At 61.3% G+C, this 20,129-nt stretch carries 13 protein-coding genes; 6 read left to right on the forward strand and 7 right to left on the reverse strand.

From position 1 onward, the window contains the following. Nucleotides 1-82 precede the first annotated feature (82 nt). The 4 genes from bglB to AC4CWF_RS24455 all read left to right on the forward strand — a co-directional run bounded on the left by bglB (nt 83) and on the right by AC4CWF_RS24455 (nt 4,821). Nucleotides 83-1,201 carry a beta-galactosidase BglB gene (gene bglB / locus AC4CWF_RS24440; protein ID WP_491286324.1) on the forward strand — a complete coding sequence of 373 codons (1,119 nt, stop codon included), beginning with the start codon at nt 83-85 and terminating at the stop codon, nt 1,199-1,201. Nucleotides 1,202-1,296: 95 nt separating this feature from the next. Next, nucleotides 1,297-2,577 (forward strand): ABC transporter substrate-binding protein, encoded by a 1,281-nt coding sequence (locus tag AC4CWF_RS24445; protein WP_491286326.1) that lies wholly within the window; start codon nt 1,297-1,299, stop codon nt 2,575-2,577. Nucleotides 2,578-2,731: 154 nt separating this feature from the next. After that, a complete protein-coding gene (locus AC4CWF_RS24450) occupies nt 2,732-3,754 on the forward strand; it encodes a Gfo/Idh/MocA family protein (RefSeq protein WP_491286328.1) in 1,023 nt (340 codons plus the stop codon). Beyond that, a complete protein-coding gene (locus AC4CWF_RS24455; RefSeq protein ID WP_491286330.1) occupies nt 3,751-4,821 on the forward strand; it encodes a Gfo/Idh/MocA family protein in 1,071 nt (356 codons plus the stop codon). Before AC4CWF_RS24450 ends, AC4CWF_RS24455 begins: the two co-directional genes overlap by 4 nt. Nucleotides 4,822-4,890: 69 nt before the next feature. Here the strand turns inward: AC4CWF_RS24455 and repC are convergent, their stop codons facing one another. The 6 genes from repC to AC4CWF_RS24485 form a co-directional block, all read right to left on the reverse strand. Next, nucleotides 4,891-6,237, reverse strand: a complete 1,347-nt coding sequence (gene repC / locus AC4CWF_RS24460; protein ID WP_491286332.1) for a plasmid replication protein RepC — start codon at nt 6,235-6,237, stop codon at nt 4,891-4,893. 810 nt (nt 6,238-7,047) lie between these two features. After that, on the reverse strand, nt 7,048-9,243 hold the full coding sequence (locus AC4CWF_RS24465; RefSeq protein ID WP_491286334.1) for a TonB-dependent hemoglobin/transferrin/lactoferrin family receptor: 2,196 nt from the start codon (nt 9,241-9,243) through the stop codon (nt 7,048-7,050). 365 nt (nt 9,244-9,608) lie between these two features. Further along, nucleotides 9,609-9,860 carry a hypothetical protein gene (locus AC4CWF_RS24470; protein WP_491286336.1) on the reverse strand — a complete coding sequence of 84 codons (252 nt, stop codon included), beginning with the start codon at nt 9,858-9,860 and terminating at the stop codon, nt 9,609-9,611. Continuing rightward, the gene (locus tag AC4CWF_RS24475) at nt 9,847-11,343 is read right to left on the reverse strand and encodes an efflux transporter outer membrane subunit (protein ID WP_491286338.1); all 1,497 of its coding nucleotides are present in this window, start codon (nt 11,341-11,343) and stop codon (nt 9,847-9,849) included. The genes AC4CWF_RS24470 and AC4CWF_RS24475 overlap by 14 nt, the downstream gene beginning before the upstream one ends. Before the next feature lie 9 nt (nt 11,344-11,352). Next, nucleotides 11,353-14,523 (reverse strand): efflux RND transporter permease subunit, encoded by a 3,171-nt coding sequence (locus tag AC4CWF_RS24480; RefSeq protein WP_491286340.1) that lies wholly within the window; start codon nt 14,521-14,523, stop codon nt 11,353-11,355. An 8-nt stretch (nt 14,524-14,531) separates the two neighbouring features. Beyond that, nucleotides 14,532-15,788 carry an efflux RND transporter periplasmic adaptor subunit gene (locus AC4CWF_RS24485; protein ID WP_491287799.1) on the reverse strand — a complete coding sequence of 419 codons (1,257 nt, stop codon included), beginning with the start codon at nt 15,786-15,788 and terminating at the stop codon, nt 14,532-14,534. A 328-nt stretch (nt 15,789-16,116) separates the two neighbouring features. On the opposite strand from AC4CWF_RS24485, the gene AC4CWF_RS24490 reads away from it, so the two are divergent. Together AC4CWF_RS24490 and AC4CWF_RS24495 are read left to right on the forward strand one after the other, a co-directional pair. Then, nucleotides 16,117-16,842 (forward strand): response regulator, encoded by a 726-nt coding sequence (locus AC4CWF_RS24490; protein ID WP_491286342.1) that lies wholly within the window; start codon nt 16,117-16,119, stop codon nt 16,840-16,842. Further along, nucleotides 16,839-18,089 (forward strand): ATP-binding protein, encoded by a 1,251-nt coding sequence (locus AC4CWF_RS24495; RefSeq protein ID WP_491286343.1) that lies wholly within the window; start codon nt 16,839-16,841, stop codon nt 18,087-18,089. The genes AC4CWF_RS24490 and AC4CWF_RS24495 overlap by 4 nt, the downstream gene beginning before the upstream one ends. A 93-nt stretch (nt 18,090-18,182) precedes the next feature. Here AC4CWF_RS24495 and AC4CWF_RS24500 read toward each other — a convergent pair whose 3' ends face one another. Then, nucleotides 18,183-20,120 carry a TRAP transporter permease gene (locus tag AC4CWF_RS24500; RefSeq protein ID WP_491286345.1) on the reverse strand — a complete coding sequence of 646 codons (1,938 nt, stop codon included), beginning with the start codon at nt 20,118-20,120 and terminating at the stop codon, nt 18,183-18,185. Nucleotides 20,121-20,129 lie beyond the last annotated feature (9 nt).

A 20,129-nucleotide genomic window follows, 5' to 3' on the forward strand; every position in this document is an offset into this window, starting at 1 on the left:
GTTGAAATGCGTGGCGGAGTGTGGTCTGCTCCGTTTCCGGAACCAAGTTCCGAAAATATTTCAACTGGGGAGGAGTTGAAGCATGCATCCTCTGCTACGGCAGAAGCCCACCTTGCTGGCACGGGACCAGATTTGCGCGCTGATCGACCGGTTGACGGACAATCTCATCCATATCGAGGACAAGACAGGGGAATATCTCCTGAAGCTCGAGGATGGGCGCGTCATCGACACGAAGGGTTGGGCCGGCTGGGAATGGACGCACGGCATTGCCCTTTACGGCCTCTTCAAATACTGGCAGCAGACCGGGCAGAAAGAGGTGATGGCGATCATCACGGACTGGTTCGAGGCCCGCCTTGCAGAGGGCACACCCACCAAGAACATCAACACGGTTGCCCCCTTCCTGACGCTTGCGCATCTCTACGAGATGAACCGCGATCCACGTTTTCTGCCCTATCTCGAAACCTGGGCCGAATGGGTGATGCACGAGATGCCGCGCACCCGCGAGGGTGGATTGCAGCACATCGTCTATAACAGCGTCAACGACCAGCAGATCTGGGATGACACGCTGATGATGAGCGTGTTGCCGCTGGCCAAGATCGGCCTTGTGCTGAACCGGCCGGATTTCGTCGAGGAAGCCAAATACCAGTTTCTGCTGCACGCGCAGTATCTGATGGATACCGAGACGGGCCTGTGGTTCCACGGCTTCACCTTCGATGGTCACCACAACTTCGCCCGCGCCCGCTGGGCGCGCGGCAACAGCTGGATCACTATCGCCATCCCGGAATTCATCGAGCTGCTCGATCTTGCCGAGGGCGATCCGCTTCGCCGGCATCTTCTGTCCGTTCTGTCGCGCCAGGCCTCCGCCTTGAAGGCGCATCAGGATGCCTCCGGGCTGTTTCACACCCTGATCGACGACTCCGACAGCTATCTGGAAGCCTCGGCCACGGCAGGTTTTGCCTATGGCCTGATGAAGAGCGTGCGCAAGCGTTATCTCGGCCCCGACTATCTCGAAACGGCAGAGCGCGCCATGAAGGGCGTGATCGACAATATCAGCCCGCAGGGAGAGCTGCTGCAGGTGTCCTTCGGGACGGCAATGGGCAATGACCTCGATTTCTACCGGCAGATCCGTCGCACATCCATGCCCTATGGGCAGGCGATGGCGATGTTATGCCTGACCGAACTGCTGCGCAGTCAGATCTGACATATCTGTCGAAAGGGCTGCGGAGAGAAAGACAAACAGGCTGCCCGATCGGAGGAGCGATCGGGCGGTGCAATCATCTCAAGGAGGAGGAGAACATGATGAACCTGACGAGACGCAAGCTGTTGGGCGCCGTAGGCGCTGGCCTTGCAGCTTCGCAGCTGGCAACCGGGCCAGCGCGGGCCGCCACCCGCATCCGCCATTACTGGTGGGGCAACCCTGAGCGCGACAAGCGTACCTTTGCAGTGATCGACCTGTTCCAGAAGGAAAATCCCGGCGTGGAAGTCTCGGGCGAGACCATCGGCTGGGGCGATTACTGGACCAAGATGGCCACCCAGACCGCCGGCCGCAACATGGCGGATCTGGTGCAGATGGATTACCGGTTCCTGTTTGAATATGTCCGCCGCGGTGCGCTGAAGCCGCTCGACGAATTCATCGGCAAAAGCCTGATGATTGCCGATTTCGACAAGGGTCCGCTTGCCGGCGGCGAGGTCGACGGCAAGCTCTATGCGCTCAACATCGGCTCCAACAGCCAGGTGATCGTTTACAACAAACGGCTGTTCGAGGAAGCCGGCATCAAGGCCGACCTCATCAACTGGACCTGGGACGATTTTGCCAAGACCTGCGAAACGATCACGGCCAAATCCGGCGGCAAGGTGAAGGGTTCGGACGATCTCGCCCTGATGATCGAAACCTTCGAATCCTGGGTTCGCCAGAACGGCCGCGAATTCTACGACAAGGACGGCAAGGTGACAGCCACCGCAGAGGATGTTGCAACCTACTGGCAGTTCTGGGCGGACCTGCGCAAGAAGGACGTGGTGCGCGGCAAGGAAAAAACCGTCATCCTCGATGCGCCGATTGCTGAATCCGGTGTTGCCGTCGGCGATACCGCCATGGCGCATTTCTGGTCCAATCAGCTCGTCGGCATCCAGTCTGCGGCCAAGGACAAGATCGGCGCGGCCATGGTGCCCCACAAGAAGGATGGCAAGCCCGGCCAGTTCATCAAGCCCTCGATGTTCCTGTCGCTGTCGCGCGATGCCAAGGATCCGGCAGCGGCAATCGCCTACATGAACGCCTGGGTCAACGATCCCGCCATAACAGGTGTTCTCGGCCTTGAACGCGGCATTCCCGCCTCGCCCAAGGTGCGCGAAGCACTGGCGCCGAAGCTCACCGAGGTCGAAAAGCTCTCCGTGGACTATTTCGATGCGATCCAGTCCAAGGTCGGGCCGCTTCCCCTGCCAGCCCCGAAGGGAGCCGGCGAGGTGCGCGACGCCTTCATGCGCATCGGCACGGACGTGGTTCTGGCAAGGCTTGATGCCAAGGACGCGGCCGCCACCTTCATCGATGATGCCCAGGCCATCGTCGAACGGGCGCAGTGACAGGCAACGTCCTTCCGCCTTCCATCTCCCGGATCGGTCCAAGGACCACCGGGAGATCCAGAATTCTTGCGGGCTGCGCCGCTTTTCGGCGCAGCCGCCAATACGACCACGATCCTTGAATTTTTGTATCAGTTGACTTCAACAGGATATATCCATGCCCGCTCCCCTCTCCTTTGGCGTTATCGGCATCGATCACAACCATATCTACGGAATGATCGAAGGCTTGACCGCCGCCGGCGCAAAATTTTCCGGCTTTGCCGTCACACCCGATACCCCGCAATCCACAATAGACAGTTTCGTCGCCACCTATCCTGATGTGCCGCTCAGGACACCGGCGCAAATTCTCGAAGATGACCACATCGGTCTGGTGCTCAGCGCCGCGATCAACAGCGAGCGCGCCGCCATCGCCATTTCCGCCATGCAGCACGGCAAGGATGTGCTGGTCGACAAGCCCGGCTGCACCACGCTTGAGCAACTTGCGGCGATCCGGCAGACAACCGTTGAAACCGGCCGGCGCTGGACCGTGTGCTTTTCCGAACGGCTGACGGTGGAAAGTGTGACGCTGGCTGACCGCCTCATTGCGGAAGGGCGTATCGGCACGGTGGTGCAGACCGTCGGTCTCGGCCCGCACCGGCGCAATTCCCACCTGCGGCCAGACTGGTTCTGGGATCGCAACCGCTTTGGCGGCATTCTGACCGACATCTGCGCCCACCAGTTCGACCAGTTCCTGCATTTTACCGGGTCATCTGAGGCACGCGTCATCTCCGCCCATGTGGCCAATGTCGCCAATCCGGATCGTGCAGACTTTCAGGATTTCGGCGAGGTGCTGCTGGAAGGCAATGGCGGGCGCGGTTATGCGCGGGTGGACTGGCTGACACCCGATGGTCTTCCCACCTGGGGCGATGGACGCATGACCATTCTTGGCACGGAGGGGTATCTGGAACTGCGCAAATATATCGATATTGCCGGACGACCGGGGCAGGATCACGTGTTCCTGGCCGATGCCAAGGGTGTCGAACATTTTGACGCCACCGGCGCGGGCAAACCCTTCTTCGGCCGCCTGCTGCGCGATGTGGAAGAACGGACGGAAACGGCCATGCCGCAAGCCCATGCTTTTTTGGCCACGCAACTGGCGCTTGAAGCCCAGCTTCTGGCAGAAAAGGGAGCTGCATCATGACGGAGCGCATTCGTGTCGCCATCGCAGGCGCTGGCATCGGCAAGGCCCACATTACCGGATATGCCCAGCTGCCGCATCTTTTCGACGTGCGTTATGTCTGTGATCTCAATCCGGAGCGGGCCGAAAGCGGCGCTGCGGAAGCCCCCGGCAGCCGCCCCATTTCCGATCTCGATATCGTGCTTTCCGACCCGGAGGTGGATCTTGTCGATCTCTGCCTGCCGCCCCGCCTGCATGCGCCGATGACGCTTGCAGTTCTGGCCGCGGGCAAACATGTGGTCTGCGAAAAGCCGCTGGCCGGCTCCATTGCCGAAGTCGCGGAGATCCGGAACGCTGCCGCCCGTGCCGATCGTCAGGTTTTTCCGATCTTCCAGTATCGCTATGGCGCAGGCTACCATGCCGCCCATGCCCTGAAGATGAAAGGCCTGCTCGGCCGGCCTTACGTGCTGTCGCTCGAAACCCATTGGGACCGGCGGGCCGATTATTACGCAGAGCGCTGGCGCGGCACCTGGTCGGGTGAACTCGGCGGCGCGCTGGTCAGCCACGCCATCCATGCCCATAATCTGGTAGCGCATCTGGCCGGCGAGATCACGGAGGTCGCCGCCTTCATCGATACGCGCGTCAACCCGATCGAGACGGAAGACTGCGCAGCCCTTTCCATGCGAACAAGCGAGGGAGCGCTCGTCTCCTCCTCGATCTCGCTTGGCGCCTGCGGCAGCACATCGCGTTTTCGTGCTCTGTTCGAGCATATGACGATCACCTCCGGCACGGAACCCTATCACATCGGATCGGGCCCCTGGACGTTTGAGGCAAGAGATCCTGGAAAGCAGGCCGAAATCGATGACATCGTTGCCGCCAATGCCGAGGGCATCTTCCGCTTCGCCGGCCAGTTTGCCGACATTCATGCCCGTCTCACCGGTCGCCCGGAATTCTACCTGCCGTCTCTCGATGAGGCCTATCAGTCGATCGAGTTGATCACGGCGCTCTACGATTCCGCCCGCAACCGCCGCATCGTCAGCCTGCCGCTGCCTGCCGACCATCCCCTCACCCATGGCTGGCTGCCCGGCTGACACGGCAGATGTGAGAAAACAATGCCGGACATCCCTCATCGGCTGTCCGGCCACCCCGAAAAGCTTGCCTCATCCAGTTTTCCGTTCATTTCCGCCGTTTTGTCTCATCAGCGCCATGACCATGGGGGCAAGCGAGAACTCACCCCGTTCGGCCTTTCGCGTGAGATCGCGTAAGTAACCGCCGGCGGATTTGATCTGGCCGGCCCGTTCCAGAATGCAGGCCATGACGATGGCCGCATTTTCAGCCCCAAGGATTTCGCAGGCGTTCTGGTAGGCCGACGGGCTGACGCCGAGCATCGAGCGGGTGACGACCGCCGCGACCAGAAGATCGCGCCAACTGCGGATATCCCCATCCGGGCCGTAATCGAGGATCTGCGGGCAGGCTTTCAGCACCATCGGCAAGGGCAGCGGTTTTAACCGCTCGGCAAGTTTTTCACGCAGGCCCCGATCATGCTGGCCGACCGGATTGCCGGCGGAACCGGACCCGGAAACACCATCGTTTGCAGCATCGGTTTCAGAGGCTAGCCCTTTTGCCTGGCCCTCCCCTGTCGGCCCGGCTTGCCGTGTCTGGCCATCATTCGGGTTTTCGCCCTGCTTTTTTTCTAAAGCGGGTTCAAGTTCATTTAAGGATTCGGGTTTTGAATTCTGTATGTGATAGCCAAAATGGATAGCACTGGCGTCTGTTTTTTGACTTTTTAGCTGCATTTCCAGAATGTTGAGCACTTCTTCGCGCAGCATCTGCATGTCTTCCAGGATCGCCGTGACCGATGTGAGATCGGCACGGCGCGGAAGTCGGGCGACAAGCGCGATATAATGGCTCTCGACCACATCCCAATTGCCCGACGCCCCCTCCTCGATGGCTGCCGTAATCAGCTTGCGGATATCGCGACGGCAGATCGTCAGTGCTTCCCGCGCCTGCGATAGCGCCCGCCGTTCGGCTGCGACCGATTGTGCCAGATGGGCAAACTCTTCCGAGCGCAACAGAAGCGGTGCCAGGCTAAAACCAAAGGCCCGCTCGATCTCGCCCCCGGCCTGACGGCGCACATAACGTTTGCCATTGGGGCTATCGCGGCGATGGAGAAGTCCTGCGTCGACCAGCGCTGCCAGATGCCGGCGCAGTGTTGTGCCCGCAATGCCGTGGGCGCGAAGGCTCAACTGCTCGTTGGAGGGAAACACCACGAGCCCTTTTTCTTGAGATAGATCCGTTTCCGGATAAAAGCTCAGAAGCGCGTTCAGCACCGCAAGACTTCGGTCCTGCAGTCCAAGCTTTTCGCGCGCTTCCGCGACATCGCGAAACAGCTTCCATTTGTCCACCACCTTGCCGGCGCGGATGTCCTCTGCCTGCATTTGCCCTTTCACGAGCGCAAGCGAAACCCCACGCCGCCCAAAGGGCGTCGTCACTCCATGCGTCTGCATTGTCCTTCACCTTCAAACAGGCAAAAGATCCCGGCCCGTCAAAACAGACGGCTGTAAAAGCTTGACAGCGATTCGGGGAAATGCGATTCTCAGTCTGCTAGAACTTCGAGAAGGGCTTCCACGACGTCAATGTCGCTTGGGGGCCTTTTTCTTTTGCGGTTCAAATCTCCTTATGTGTTCTCACTGTCCTTGAACTCCCGCCAGAGGCGCTCAAGATCGTCCGAAACAATGTGTCCGAATTGACCGGCATCCTTCGCCTTTAAAGAGAAAGCGAAAGGTTTCCGGCGTTGTTTTATCTCAGGGCCTTCTGCGCGTTCGGCGGAAATTTTTTGATCGGCACCATGTCAAACTTCGTGGAAATTTCGCCGCCCTGACCCAGGATCGTATCGGCAAAACTCATCACGGGCTCAAAAGCCGGCATTATCACGTTCATTTTCCTTGTTGCCGTTAGTTACGTTGTTTTCCGCATAACCCGGTAATCATCGTGACTGTTATCCGATTCCCTTGTCGTGGCAAGAACATTGGCGGCGAAAGCAGCACCCCATGGCCCGGAGAGGCCGGATTTCGCCCGATTTGACCGAGTTTTTCTGCAAATGACGTCGCCGGAACACGCTGCGCGCCCGCCGGCATGGTCGATGTCAGCTCGCATCGACCTCTCCCTGAACGCCCTCGATATCGTGGTAAGACCCGGCACAGGCTGCTCTGAGGGTGACGTTTGCCCCGTCCCCCCATCTCTCTCTTTGGCATGAGACGGCAATGGCCGGCCACGCTGAAGCGCGGCCGGCCGAAGGTCGATCGTCAGGATGCCGATCAGAAGGTCTTTGTCAGCGAAATCTTCAGGTAACGGCCCGGCTCGGAATAGAAGGCTCGGTTTGCCGAGGTAATGGACGTGACGTCCTTCGTCTCCATCGCGTCATAATATTCCTTGTCGAAGAGATTGTAGACGCCTGCCTGAACACGCAGGCCCTTTGCCTGCTCCGGCTCCCACCAGGCCGTCAGGTTGACGATGCCATAACCCGGCGCCTTGTAGGTTGCGCTCGAGAGATCGGACACGCCCTTGGACAAGACCCAGTCCGCATTGGTGCCCCAACTTTCCCGGCTATAACCGGCCCCGATTATGGCCTTCAGCGGCGCAACCGAGTCGAGAACCTCGCCGCTGTCCAGATCCTCGGCATTGGCATAAGCGAGCGAGGAATGCAGTTCAAAACCGTGGCCGACATCCGCATGCGCCTTGGCTTCGGCGCCGTAGATGCGGACGCGATCGCGGTTGAAGTAGCGATAGGTGCCGAGGCTGTAACCCGATTGCGCAGAGGTCTCGGTGTCGATGAAGTTGCGGTAGCGGTTGTAGAAACCGCTGAGCCGCAGGCCGCGATCCTCAGACCCCAGATCGGCCCCGACCTCGACGCCACTGCCGGTCTCGGCATCGAGATCCGGATTGCCAACCATGCGGTAGAAGGGCGCATTGTCGTAATTGCCGTAAAGTTGCGCCACCGTCGGCGCCCGGAAGGACATGGCCCACTGGGCAAAGAGGGTGACCTGCGGCGAGACGGCCCATTCGGCACGCAGTTTTGGCGAGAAGGCGGAATCGGAAACGGAGGCCGGCAGCCCCGCATACCCTTGATTGGCTTCATAGGCCGCACTCGCCTGCGGTCGATAATCGAAATAATCAAAGCGCAGGCCGGGGGTTATAGAAACACCGCTGCTGCCGATATCGATCCGGTCATCGAGGAAAACGCCGATGCGGGTGCCGTCGACATCCGGCGTATCCGACTGGTTGACGTGATAATAGGCGCAGGCGCTGACATAATTCGTCCCGCAGGAGTCGCTGCCTGTCGTGTAGCTGTGGGTGCCGAAGAATGCGACGTCCGTGCCGACTGTCACTTCATGCTTCAGCTGGCCGGTCTCAAATTCGCTGCTGGCCGAACCGACGAAACCCACGGTGTTTTCACGGCTTTCCGTCGAGCGTCCGTAAGCGCCAACGGGAGCCGTCGTGCGGGTGGCGAGATACCCTTCGTCGCGATCCATGTGCTGGTAGTAGAGCGAGGCCCGCGCGCTTTTCAGCCAGGCGTCCTCGGCCATGGCCTCGTATTCGTAGTCAAGGGAAACGCGGTCGCGGGTGGTGTCGGTCTGATAATCGTAGGCGCCATAGGTCGAGGAATAACTCGACATCTTGTCCGTATCTTCCCGGGTCTTGAACTGTTCCGCGGTCAGGCCGATCGTATGTCCGCCCTCCAGTTCCTGCCGCAGCTTGAAGAGCAGGTTGGACGTGTAGGTATCGGCGGGGTCGGCCACTGTGCGGGTGCTGCGCGTGCTGTCATTTGTACCCTTGGTGTCTGTCTCGTTGCCGCGCTTGTAGCTGCCCTGCAGCAAAATCGAAGTTCCCTCGATCTTCTTTGCCAGCGCCGCGGCACCCTTGATCGACCGGTCGGAGCCGTCATACAGCGTGGTGGCGAAGCCGCCCCAATCCTTGCCTTCACCGATCAGGTCTTCCGGCTCCAGGGTCCTCAGAACCACCGCGCCGCCGAGCGCACCGGAACCGGCACGGCTGGAATCGGCACCGCGCAGGATGCTGACACTGGAAAGCGAACTGAAATCGAAGCTGTCGACGCCGCCGGAGGAGAAATTCCAGGCCAGCCTGTCATCAAGATAGGGAATGGCGACACCGTCGATGGTGGTCAGGATGCGGTCGTCGTCAAGACCGCGCAATGCAAATCCCTTGGAGCGCGACGAATAGCTGATGCCGGCCTCTTCCGTATTGCCAAGATCGTCGATCGACTGGATGTCGCGCTTGGCAAGCGTCTCGCGATCGGTTCTCGTCGCAAGCGGCGTATCGTCGGCGCCACCCTTCACGCGGTCGCCCTTGACGACCACTTTTGGTAGCACCGTCGCCTCGTCTTGCTTGTTCACCTGGGATGCGCTGTCCTGCGCGCCGGCATGGCCGGCACCGCTGATCAGGCTCAATGCCGTGAACAGCATCAATGCCTTGCGATGGCGTGAAACACTCACTGTCTTTCCCTTCATTCGTCATCGAAAATACTGGTGCGCAAAGGCCCCTTGCCCGTGCGACAACTCGGTGGGCGCTCGGCATAAAGCCGAACGCTGCCAAAGGGTTATTTTAATATGAATATAATACTCAAGATAAAAGAAACGGGAGAAACATTCGGAAACGTCCCTAAAATGCCCTGTCGCAAAATTGCAACAAATGCGCCGATCCAACGTTTTCCGTGCGCGATCATGGTGCGGGAACCGCAGAACGCCTGTGCACGCAGGAGGGGTGTGAGACCGGTCCCGGAGGGAGGGACCGGCCCACGGCAGAGGAAACGGCAGGGGCGTCTCTTCTGCTAAGCGAACTTCATGTCCAGCAGGTCGTGTCAGTCGAGGTTGATCTCGATGACACTGTCATCCGGAAGGCGCCCCTCGACGATCTGTCCGTGATGCTTGTGCGCCTGCGCCCGGATGCGCACAGCGGAGAGGCCAAGCTCGCAAACAATGGCTGGCATGCCCTGCGCAGCGGCCGGAGCGGTCGCGCGAGCCGCGCGCGATCCGAAAGGCAGGGCCCGGAGAACGCCGCGTAAACGGTCGGCAAAGGCGATGATTGCCGTAACCTTGTCATTTCTGCGCATGGGGACCCTCGTTCGTGTCCACGACCAGCGGCTGGTCTGTGTCCACCGTTCCCGACCAGCCGCCGCCCAGCGCCTTGTTGAGCGAGATGAAATAGGTAGCGGTGTTGGCCGTGCTCTGGATGTAGCTTTCTTCGGCCGAGTAGAGCGAGGTCTCCGCATCAAGCACATCGAGGAAACCTGAGGCCCCGGACTGGTAGAGATTGCGCGACAGATCCGCCGCCTGCCGGTAACCGGCCACCGACTGGCGCAGCTTCTCCTGGCGCAGGCGCGACTGGGTCAGCCCGATCACGGCGTTCTCGGTATCCTCCATCGCGGTCGCCACTGCCGTTTGATAGGCGACGAAGTATCGGTCTCTCGTCGCCTTCGCTTCGTCCACCGCAGCCTTCAACTGTCCGCCCTGGAAGAGCGGGATGGAGACGCTCGGGCCGAGCGACCAGCCGATGGTCGACTTGCGGGCGAGATCCGAGACGCTCGCGGCTGACGTGGTGACATCGCCGGTCAGGCTGATGGAGGGATAACGGGCAGCCTCCGCCCCGCCGACCTTGGCCGTATAGGCCGCCAGATCGCGCTCCGCCGCCTTCACATCCGGCCGGCTGAGCAGGATCTCGGCCGGGATGCTGGCGGGCATGGTGCGCTTCGGCACGGGGATCGGTGCCGGCTTCTTCAGGCGCGCCTCCACCGCATCCGGCCTCTGTCCAAGCAGAATGCCAAGGCGATGCGCCGCCTGCGCATAGGAAATGCGGTAGGAGGGAATATCGGCTTCGGTCGAGGCGGCGGTGGCGGCGGCCTTCGCCACATCCATGCCTGTCGCCTCGCCGGCCTCGAACTGACGCCTGGTCAGCGCGAGCACCTGCAATTGCGACTTGGCAGACCGCTCCGCCAGGCTGATCAGTGACTGGTATTCACGCGCCTCGACATAATAGGACGTAACGTCACCGGCGAGCGTCACGAGGGTCTGGCGCAGGGTCTCCTCCTCGGCCTGTTCGCTGGCGCGCGCCGCTTCGAGCGAACGCCGATCTGCGCCGAAGAGATCGATTTCCCAGCTGGCATCGAAGCCGGCCTTGTATTGCGTGCTGTGGGAGGTGTCGCCGTCACCGTTAGCACTGCGGCTGCGGGTGAGGCTGTCGGACTGGTCGAGGCTTGGCAGAAGCGCACCTTCGGCGCTGCGCGTGGTGGCCCGCGCCAGGCGCAGGTTCGCCTTGGCGGTGGCAACGTCGAGATTGCCTCTCACCGCCTCCTCAACCAGATCGTTCAACAGCGGGTCGCCAAGCCCCTTCCACCAACCGGCAAGCTCTGTCGGCTTCAGCACTTTCTTGCCGGAAGCCGCAGACCAGTTCCTGATGATTGAAAGATCCGGCTTCACGTAGTCCGGCCCGACAACACAGCCGCCAAGCATCGACGTGGCAAGCAGCACCGCGGCAAGCAGGCTTTGGCGGGTGGCGCGGCGGTCGCAATGTCCAAGTTGAGCTTCGATCGTCGTCATGGCAGGCCTTTAATGGCTGGATGCGGAGGGGGTTTCTACGGCAGCGGCCGGCGTCTTCGCGGTCTCCTCATCCTCGAATGGTCCGACATGCCCCTTGAAGACCTGGCGCACGGCGACAAACAGCAGCGGGATCAGGAAGAGCCCGAGGACCGTCGCGGAGATCATGCCGCCCATCACGCCGATACCGATGGAGTTCTGGCTGCCGGAGCCGGCGCCATTGGCCGTGGCAAGCGGCAACACGCCGAGGATAAAGGCAAGCGAGGTCATCAGGATCGGACGCAGGCGCTGGCGCGAGGCCTCCAGCGTGGCCTCTATGATATCCAGGCCACGCCGCTGCTGCTCGATGGCGAATTCGACGATCAGGATCGCGTTCTTCGCCGCAAGGCCGATGGTGGTCAGCAGCCCGACCTTGAAATAGACGTCGTTTGATTGGCCGAACAGCTTTGCCGCAAGCAGTGCCCCGAACACCCCGATCGGCACCGAGAGCATGACCGCAAACGGGATCGACCAGCTTTCGTAAAGGGCTGCAAGGGCCAGGAACACGACGAGGATGGAGATCGCATAAAGCTGCATCGCCTGGCTGCCCGACAGCCGTTCCTGCGCCGAAAGGCCCGTCCACTCATGGGAAAAGCCCTTGGGTAGTCCGGCGACCAGCGCATCGATCTCATTCATCGCATCGCCGGAGGACACACCGGGGCCGGGAGAGCCCTGGATTTCAACCGCCGAGGAGCCGTTGTAACGCTCAAGACGCGGTGAACCAAAGGTCCACTGGCCGCTGGCGAAGGCCGCGAACGGCACCATCTCGTCATCGGAATTCTTGACATACCAGCGCTTCAGATCTTCCGGTTGCATGCGGGAACCCACGTCGCCTTGCACATAGACCTTCTTGACGCGGCCACGGTCGATGAAGTCGTTGACGTAATCGCCGCCCCACGCCGTGGCGAGTGTCGTGTCGATGTCGGACAGGTCGAGGTTGAACGCGCTTGCCTTGTCCTGGTCGATCTTGATGGAATATTGCGGCGTGTCGTCCTGGCCGTTCGGGCGGGTGCCAACGAGCTTGCTGCTCTTTGCGGCCATGCCGAGCAGTTGGTTGCGCACCTCGGTCAGCTTCTGGTGACCGGCTCCGGTCACGTCCTTCAGATAGAAATCGAAGCCGGCATTGTTGCCGAAACCGGGAATGGCCGGCGGCGCCAGGGCAAAGACATTGGCATCGGTGATTTTGGCAAAGGCGGCACGGGCACGCTGCGCAATCGCCTGGGCTTTTGCCTGCGCCGTCTTGCGCTCGGCAAAATCCTTCAGCTTGACGAAGGCGATGCCGACATTCTGTCCCTGCCCGCCAAAACCGAAGCCGACGACGCCCATCACACCGGACACATAGTCCTTTTCGTCTGTCAGATAATGGTCCGTCACCTGCTGCAGCACCTTCATGGTGCGGTCGGCGGTCGCACCGACGGGAAGCTGGACGCTGGTGATCAGCGTACCCTGGTCTTCATCCGGCAGGAAGGAACTCGGCAGGTCGGTGAAGAGGAAGGCCACGCCGCCGGCAATCAGGACGAAAAATGCCAGGAAGACGAAACGCCGCTTGAGGATGCCGCCCACGCTGCGCTGATAACCTCGCGTGCTGCGATCGAAGGCGCGGTTGAACAGGCCGAAGAGGCCCCTGCTCTTTGCGCCGTGGCTCGGCGTCTTCAGGATGGTGGCGCAGAGCGCCGGCGTCAGCACGAGGGCAACCAGGACAGACAGCAGCATGGCCGAGACGATGGTGACCGAGAACTGCCGGTAGATGACGCCGACGGAACCGGAAAAGAACGCCATCGGAATGAAGACGGCCGAGAGCACCGTCGCGATGCCGACCAGGGCACCGGTGATCTCTCCCATCGACTTGATCGTTGCCTGACGCGGCGAAAGCCCTTCCTCTTCCATCACGCGCTCGACGTTTTCGACCACGACGATGGCATCGTCGACGAGAAGGCCGATGGCCAGCACCATGCCGAACATGGTGAGCGTGTTGATTGAATAACCGAGGGCAGACAGGACCGCGAAGGTGCCGAGCAGCACCACCGGCACGGCAAGCGTCGGGATCAGGGTGGCTCTGAGGTTCTGCAGGAAGATGAACATCACCACGAAGACAAGGACGATCGCCTCAAACAGCGTCTTGACGACTTCCTCGATCGACAGCTGGACGAAAGGCGTGGTGTCATAGGGATAGACCACCTCCACATTCGGCGGCAGCGTGTCCTTCAGCCCGTCGATGGTTGCCCTCACCGCCTCTGCGGTATCGATCGCGTTGGCACCGGAGGCCAGATTGATGGCAAGGCCAGCCGTCGGCTTGCCATTGTAGATGCTCGAGGTGTTGTAGCTCTCCGCCCCCAGTTCGACGGTCGCCACGTCGTTCAGCCGAACCAGAGAACCGTCGCTATTGCTCTTTAGAATGATGTTCTCGAACTGCTCGGGTGTCTGCAGGCGGCTCTTGGCTGTGACCGTCGCATTCAGCTGCTGGCCCTTGCGCTGCGGAAGCGCGCCAAGCTGGCCGGCCGCGACCTGCGTGTTCTGATCCTCAATGGCCGATGTGACATTGCTGATCATCAGATCATATTGCTGCAGCTTGTCCGGATCGACCCAGACGCGCATGGCGTAACCGGACCCGAACAGCTGGGTATCGCCGACGCCCTCGACACGCTTGATCGTATCGTTCAGCGTGCTGTTGACGTAGTCGGCAAGATCGATGGTCGTCAGCTTGCCGTCGGTGGAAACAAAGCCGATGACCATCATGAAACTGGAGCTGGACTTGCTGACCGTGAGGCCGGTGTTCTGCACGCTCTGCGGCAACTGCGATTCCACCAGCTGCAGCTTGTTCTGCACCTGCATCTGGGCAACGTCCGGATCGGCCACATTGGTGAAGGTGAGCGAGATCGACGTCTGGCCGTTAGACTGGGAGGTCGACGTCATGTAATCGAGATTATCGATCCCGGTCATGCCCTGCTCGATGACCTTGGTCACCGAGTTTTCCACCGTCTGTGCGTCAGCGCCGGAATAGGTTCCGGAAATACGCACTGTGGTCGGCGCGATCTGCGGATATTGCGACACCGACAGCGTGGTAATCGACAGCAGGCCGGCCAGCATGATCACGATGGCGATGACCCAGGCAAAGATGGGCCTTGCGATAAAAAAACGGGACAAGGATCACCTCAATCGATGGAATGCGTGACAGTGCCGGCATCCCTGGCGGGCGCAGCGAGTGCCATCTGCTTGATGTCGCCGGTGGCTTCGTCGATCTCGACCTCGCTCGCCGTCACCGCCTGACCGTCGCGAATGCGCTGGATACCTTCGACAACGATGCGGTCCCCATCGGCGACGCCAGCGGCGACCAGCCAATTGTTGCCGACGCTGCGACGGACAGTGAGTTCGCGCTGGTGGGCCGTTCCATCCGCATCCACGAAGAAAGCCACCGCCACGCCCTTGAGGTTGCGGGTAACGGCGCGCTGCGGCACCAGGAAGCTGTTGGGCGCAACGCCCTCCTCGATGGTGGCGCGCACATACATGCCCGGCAGCAACAGACGATCAGGATTGGGGAAGGTCGCGCGGACCGTCACCGTGCCGACGGTTGCCGCGACCGAGGCTTCGGCAAACTGGAAGGTTCCGGGCAGCTCGTAACGCGAGCCGTCTTCCAGGCGAAGCGCAACGGAGACATTGGTGCCGGAGGACTTGATCTGGCCACTGGCGATGGCCCGGCGCAGTTCAAGCAGATCCGTACTCGACTGCGTCACATCGACATTGATCGGGTCCAGCTGATTGATGGTGGCCAGCGTGGTCGTCTGCGCCTCGGTCACCAACGCGCCGACCGTGACGGAGGAGGCATCGATGCGGCCGGAAATCGGCGCGCGGATCTTCGTGTAGTCGAGATTGATGCGGGCGGAATCGACAGCTGCCTTTTCGGCGGCGACTTCGGCCTGCGCCTGGGCAAGCGTTGAGGCCGCATCATCGAGATCCTGCTTGCTGACCGCCTCCTGCGAGGTCAGGCTGCGATAACGATCGACCTTGGACTGGGCGCTCGGCACCGCAGCCTCGGCTTTCTTGAGCGCCGCAACGGCGCTGTCATAGGTCGCCTGATAGGGCGCCGGATCGATTTCATAAAGAACGTCGCCGGCCTTAACCTCGCTGCCCTCCTTGAAGTTGCGGGCGCGGATGATGCCGGTGACCTGAGGACGGACTTCCGCCACCAGCGAGGCGGCGGTGCGGCCCGGCACATCCGCCGTCAGCACCACCGATTGCGGATGAAGCGTCACGACACTGACCTGCGCACGGACATTGGCGGTCGGCGGACCGCCCTGCTGGCCACTGTCGCTGCAGCTGGCAAGGCCGGCCAGCGACAGCACGGCCAGCGCGGCAGGCAGGCGCAGCAGACGTGGGGAAAGGGTTCGACGGAAAGACAGGGAGATGGGCATCAACAGGCAAACCGTTCCAATGGAAAAGAGACTGCCGGGCGACGAAATGGAGCATCCGCGCGCCGCGACCGACACCAGAAAGCGGAGCGCTGGCGCGCCACGTGGCACGCCTTTTCTCAGCCGGTTACGTTGCCCATTGATAAAGCCCCCGCGTTTCCGAGTTTGGGCTGCTTGTGTCCGAACATGTTGTGGAAGGGGATTTTTGTAACGAAATGTTTCTCAACTGCGCTCAGAAACATTGGGTTACAATTTTTCTGAACGTCTTTTCGGCCAATCGGCTAGTCAGAGGCGAAGACAGAGGCTGGGGCGGAGAGGAAGGACATTCCCGATGAATGGCAGCGGCCACATCCTGATCGTCGATGACGACCGTGAAATCCGTTCTCTGCTGTCGCGTTATCTGGCCGAGCAGGGCATGCGCGTGACCGTGGCGGCCGACCGGAAGGAATGCGAAGCCATGATCGTCGCCAGCAGGCCCGATCTGGTCGTTCTCGACGTGATGTTGCCGGACGGATCGGGCCTCGACATCTGCCGGATGCTGCGGGAACGCCATCCGACGCTGGCCATCATTCTGCTGACGGCGCTCAAGGAAGATGTCGACCGGATCATCGGTCTGGAGATCGGGGCGGATGACTATCTCGGCAAGCCGTTCAACCCGCGCGAGCTGCTGGCCCGCATCAAGGCCATCCTGCGGCGCATGACGCATGCACCGGAAAGCCCGCCTGAGACACGCCTCCACGTCTTCGAGGGCTTTGAGGCGGACCCTGCACTGAGGCTGGTGCGCCACGAAAGCGGCGCGCAACTGGACCTGACAGGGGCTGAATTCGATCTTCTGCATGTCTTTCTCGAACGTCCCGGCCGTCTTCTGTCTCGCGACCAATTGCTGGATCTGACACAAGGGCGCAACCGCGACCCGATGGACCGCTCGATCGATGTGCTGATGAGCCGTCTGCGGCGCAAGTTCAACGAGTATACCGAAACGATGGTCTTCAAGACCGTGCGCAATGGCGGCTACCAGCTGACCGTCACGGTGCGAACCCTTGCGGCGGCCCGATGAAATCCCTCTACCACCGCATTGCCGCCCTTCTCGTTCTGTCCATCGTGTCGGTGGTGGGACTTGCGACCTTCGCCGCAAGCCGGGTGCTCGTGCCACCGGACGCCCACGAGATCCTGATCCCCGTCGTGTCGCAGATCCGGCTGACGCTTGCGCTCATCGAAACGAACCGTGACCAGGCGATCGCAGCGGGCGCGGACCTGGAAAACCGGCCACCGGAGGGACAATATCACGAGCGCCTGACCGATGCGTTGCACGACATGCTGACACAGGACGGCATTCACCTGCAGGCCATGGTCAACAAGACCAGCGGAACGCCGCCGATGATGGCAAGCGTGCGCACGCCGGACGGAGAATGGGCCGTCTTCCGCATTCCGCACCGGGCGCCGCCCTCCGACTGGCCCTATATCCTGGGCGGCTGGATGCTGCTGATCGTGCTGGGCAGCCTCGCCATCTCCTTCTTCATCGCCTCCAAGATCACCCGGCCGCTGGAATTTCTGGAAGGAGCTGCCGAGCGCATCGGGCAGGATGGGCGCCTCCCCGAGATTCAGGAGGAAGGCAGCCGCGAGGTGCGCGCCACGGCCCGTGCGCTGAACCGTCTGAGCGCACGCCTGCGCAGCGCATTGGAAAGTCGCATGCGGCTGGTGGCGGCGGCCGGCCATGACCTGCGCACGCCGATGACCCGCATGCGGCTGCGCGCGGAATTCATCCTGAACGACGAGGAACGCGACAAGTGGCTGTCGGATCTTGAGGAACTGGATTCGATTGCCGACAGTGCCATCGGCCTCGTCCGGGAAGAGACGAGCAATGCGGGTGCGGAGCTGATCCGTCTCGACCTGATGGTCGGCCTGATCACCGAAGAACTGGTCCGGATCGGCTTCCCCGTCAGCCTCGATCACGCGAGGCAGGCCACCATTCTGGCGCATCCCATGGCGTTGAAGCGGGCGCTGCGCAATCTCGTCATCAATGCCGCCACCCATGGCGGTGGCGCGCACTGGAGCCTCGACACCACCGACACCGACGTCATCCTGACCATTGTCGACAAGGGGCCCGGTATTCCGGAGGATCTGCTCGGTCAGGTCTTCGAACCGTTTTTCCGCGTCGATCCGGCCCGGCGCAAGACGGCACCGGGCGCCGGCCTCGGCCTTGCAATCGCCAAGGAAATCATAAACCGGTTCGCAGGAGAGATTTCCATCGCCAATCGCCGGTCGGGGGGACTTCAGCAGACCGTGCGCTTTCCACCGGCATGATCTTCACCGGGCGTGCAGCGCAACCCTTGATTTTCAGGGTTGCGCTGCAATTTTTCGGGGCTTGCGTACCAAAGGGTCGCGGTCTGAAACCTATCAGGCACGAACCGCCTTTGTGCCCCTGGTCGGCAGGAGCGACAACATGAGCAGCACCAGGCCAATCGCACTGACGGCATATTCCAGCGCGTCGCTGCCGATCTCGTTGAGCGGGGCGATGACCAGAAGCCCTGTTGCGAGCCAGACGAAACGCAGTGGCGGATGGAGTGGCTTCAGGCCATGCCCGACCAGACCGCCGGTGACGAGGACCAGCGCAACCATTGAACTTGCGAAGACGTAACCAATATGCGTCCACGAACCGACCATCAGCAGGCCGGGCTTGTAGATGAACAGGAATGGCAGAAAATAGGCGATCCAGCCGAAGCGGAAGGCTTCGATATCGGTAGCTCCCTTCGACGCACCCGCAAGGCTTGAAGCCGCAAAGCTCGCCAGCGCGATTGGCGGCGTGATCATCGACAGGATGCCGAAGTAGAAAACGAACATGTGCGCTGCGATCGGCGACACACCGAGCTGGATCAGCGTCGGTGCCGCCAGCGCCGCCATCAGCAGATAGACGCCGGTGGTCGGGAGACCGAGACCGAGAATGATACCGATGATGGCCGTCACGATCAGCAATCCGAACAGGCTCGTGCCCCCGAACTCCAGCAGATACATCGACAGCGCAAAACCAAGGCCGGTGGTGGACAGAACACCGATAATCATACCGGAGACGGCGGTGATCAGCAGCACGTCACAGGTGGCGCCACCGGTGTCCATGATGACATGGAGCATGCGCCGCCATGTCATAACCTTCTTGTCGCGGCGCAGATAACCGGCGGCAAGGCCGACGATGGCAAGGGCAAAAAAGGCCCAGACGGCCGCAAGTTCCGCCCGCATATTCCAGGTGAAGATACAAAACAGCAGCACCGAAAAAGCCAGAATGGCAAGCCACCCTTCTTTCATCACGTCGATCAGGCTGCGCCGTTCCATCGCGCCGAGTGATGGGATGTGGTCACGACGGGCGATAAAATCGATCTGCACGTAGACCGACATGTAATAGAGAATAGCAGGCAGCATGGCCGCGAGCGCGACGGTCTTGTAGGGCACCATCAGAATTTCTGCCATCAGGAAGGCGGCAGCGCCCATGACCGGCGGCATCATCTGTCCGCCGGTTGACGCCACAGCCTCGATGCCTGCTGCCTGGGCCGGTTTGAAGCCGGCGCGCTTCATCAGCGGGATGGTCATGATACCGGTGGACATCACGTTTGAAACGGCGCTGCCCGATACCGTCCCGAACAGGGCCGAAGCAGTGACCGCAACCTTGGCCGCATTTCCAGGTCCGCGGCCGGCAACACGCATGGCAAGCTGGGTAAAGAAGTCCCCACCGCCGCAGGCAATCAGCAGCCCCCCGAAGAGCACGAAGGCAACGACAACGAAGGCCGCGATCTGCAACGTCTGCCCCCAGACGGCGGACGAATCCGTGCCGAGGAAACGCAAGACGTCGGCGGCGGCCATGGGGCGGCCCTGAAGCGGGCCTGGCACCCAGTCACCAAAGACCGCATACGCAAAGAGCAGAGCGAAAATGATGATCAACGTCCACCCGACGACCCGCCGCAGCGCTTCCATGCTGAGCCCTGTGACCAGCACCCCGATCAGCAGAGCCTCGGTCGCGTAACGATGGGTGGCTTCGGAGAGAACCGGGAAACGCCAGAACACATAGATCCCGAGCGCGATGGAGAGACCGCCGGCTGCCTGGTTGGCCAGCCGCTCAATCTGCCCTTCGCGCGCCTTTCGGCGCAGATAAACCACCGCCAGCGAGGCGCCGAACATGAGCGCAACGATCTGTTCCGGATAGATCAGAAGTCCAAGCCTTTGCGGCAGAGCCATGACCCAGACAAGGGCCAGAACCGGGACCAGAAGCGACAGGATTCGAGAGGCAAGCCCCATCTCCTCCACCCGCACATTCGCGGTTTCATCCTTGACGGTCGTCGTCTCCATCACGCCGCC

The organism is Neorhizobium sp. PAMB6630 (assembly GCF_058242775.1).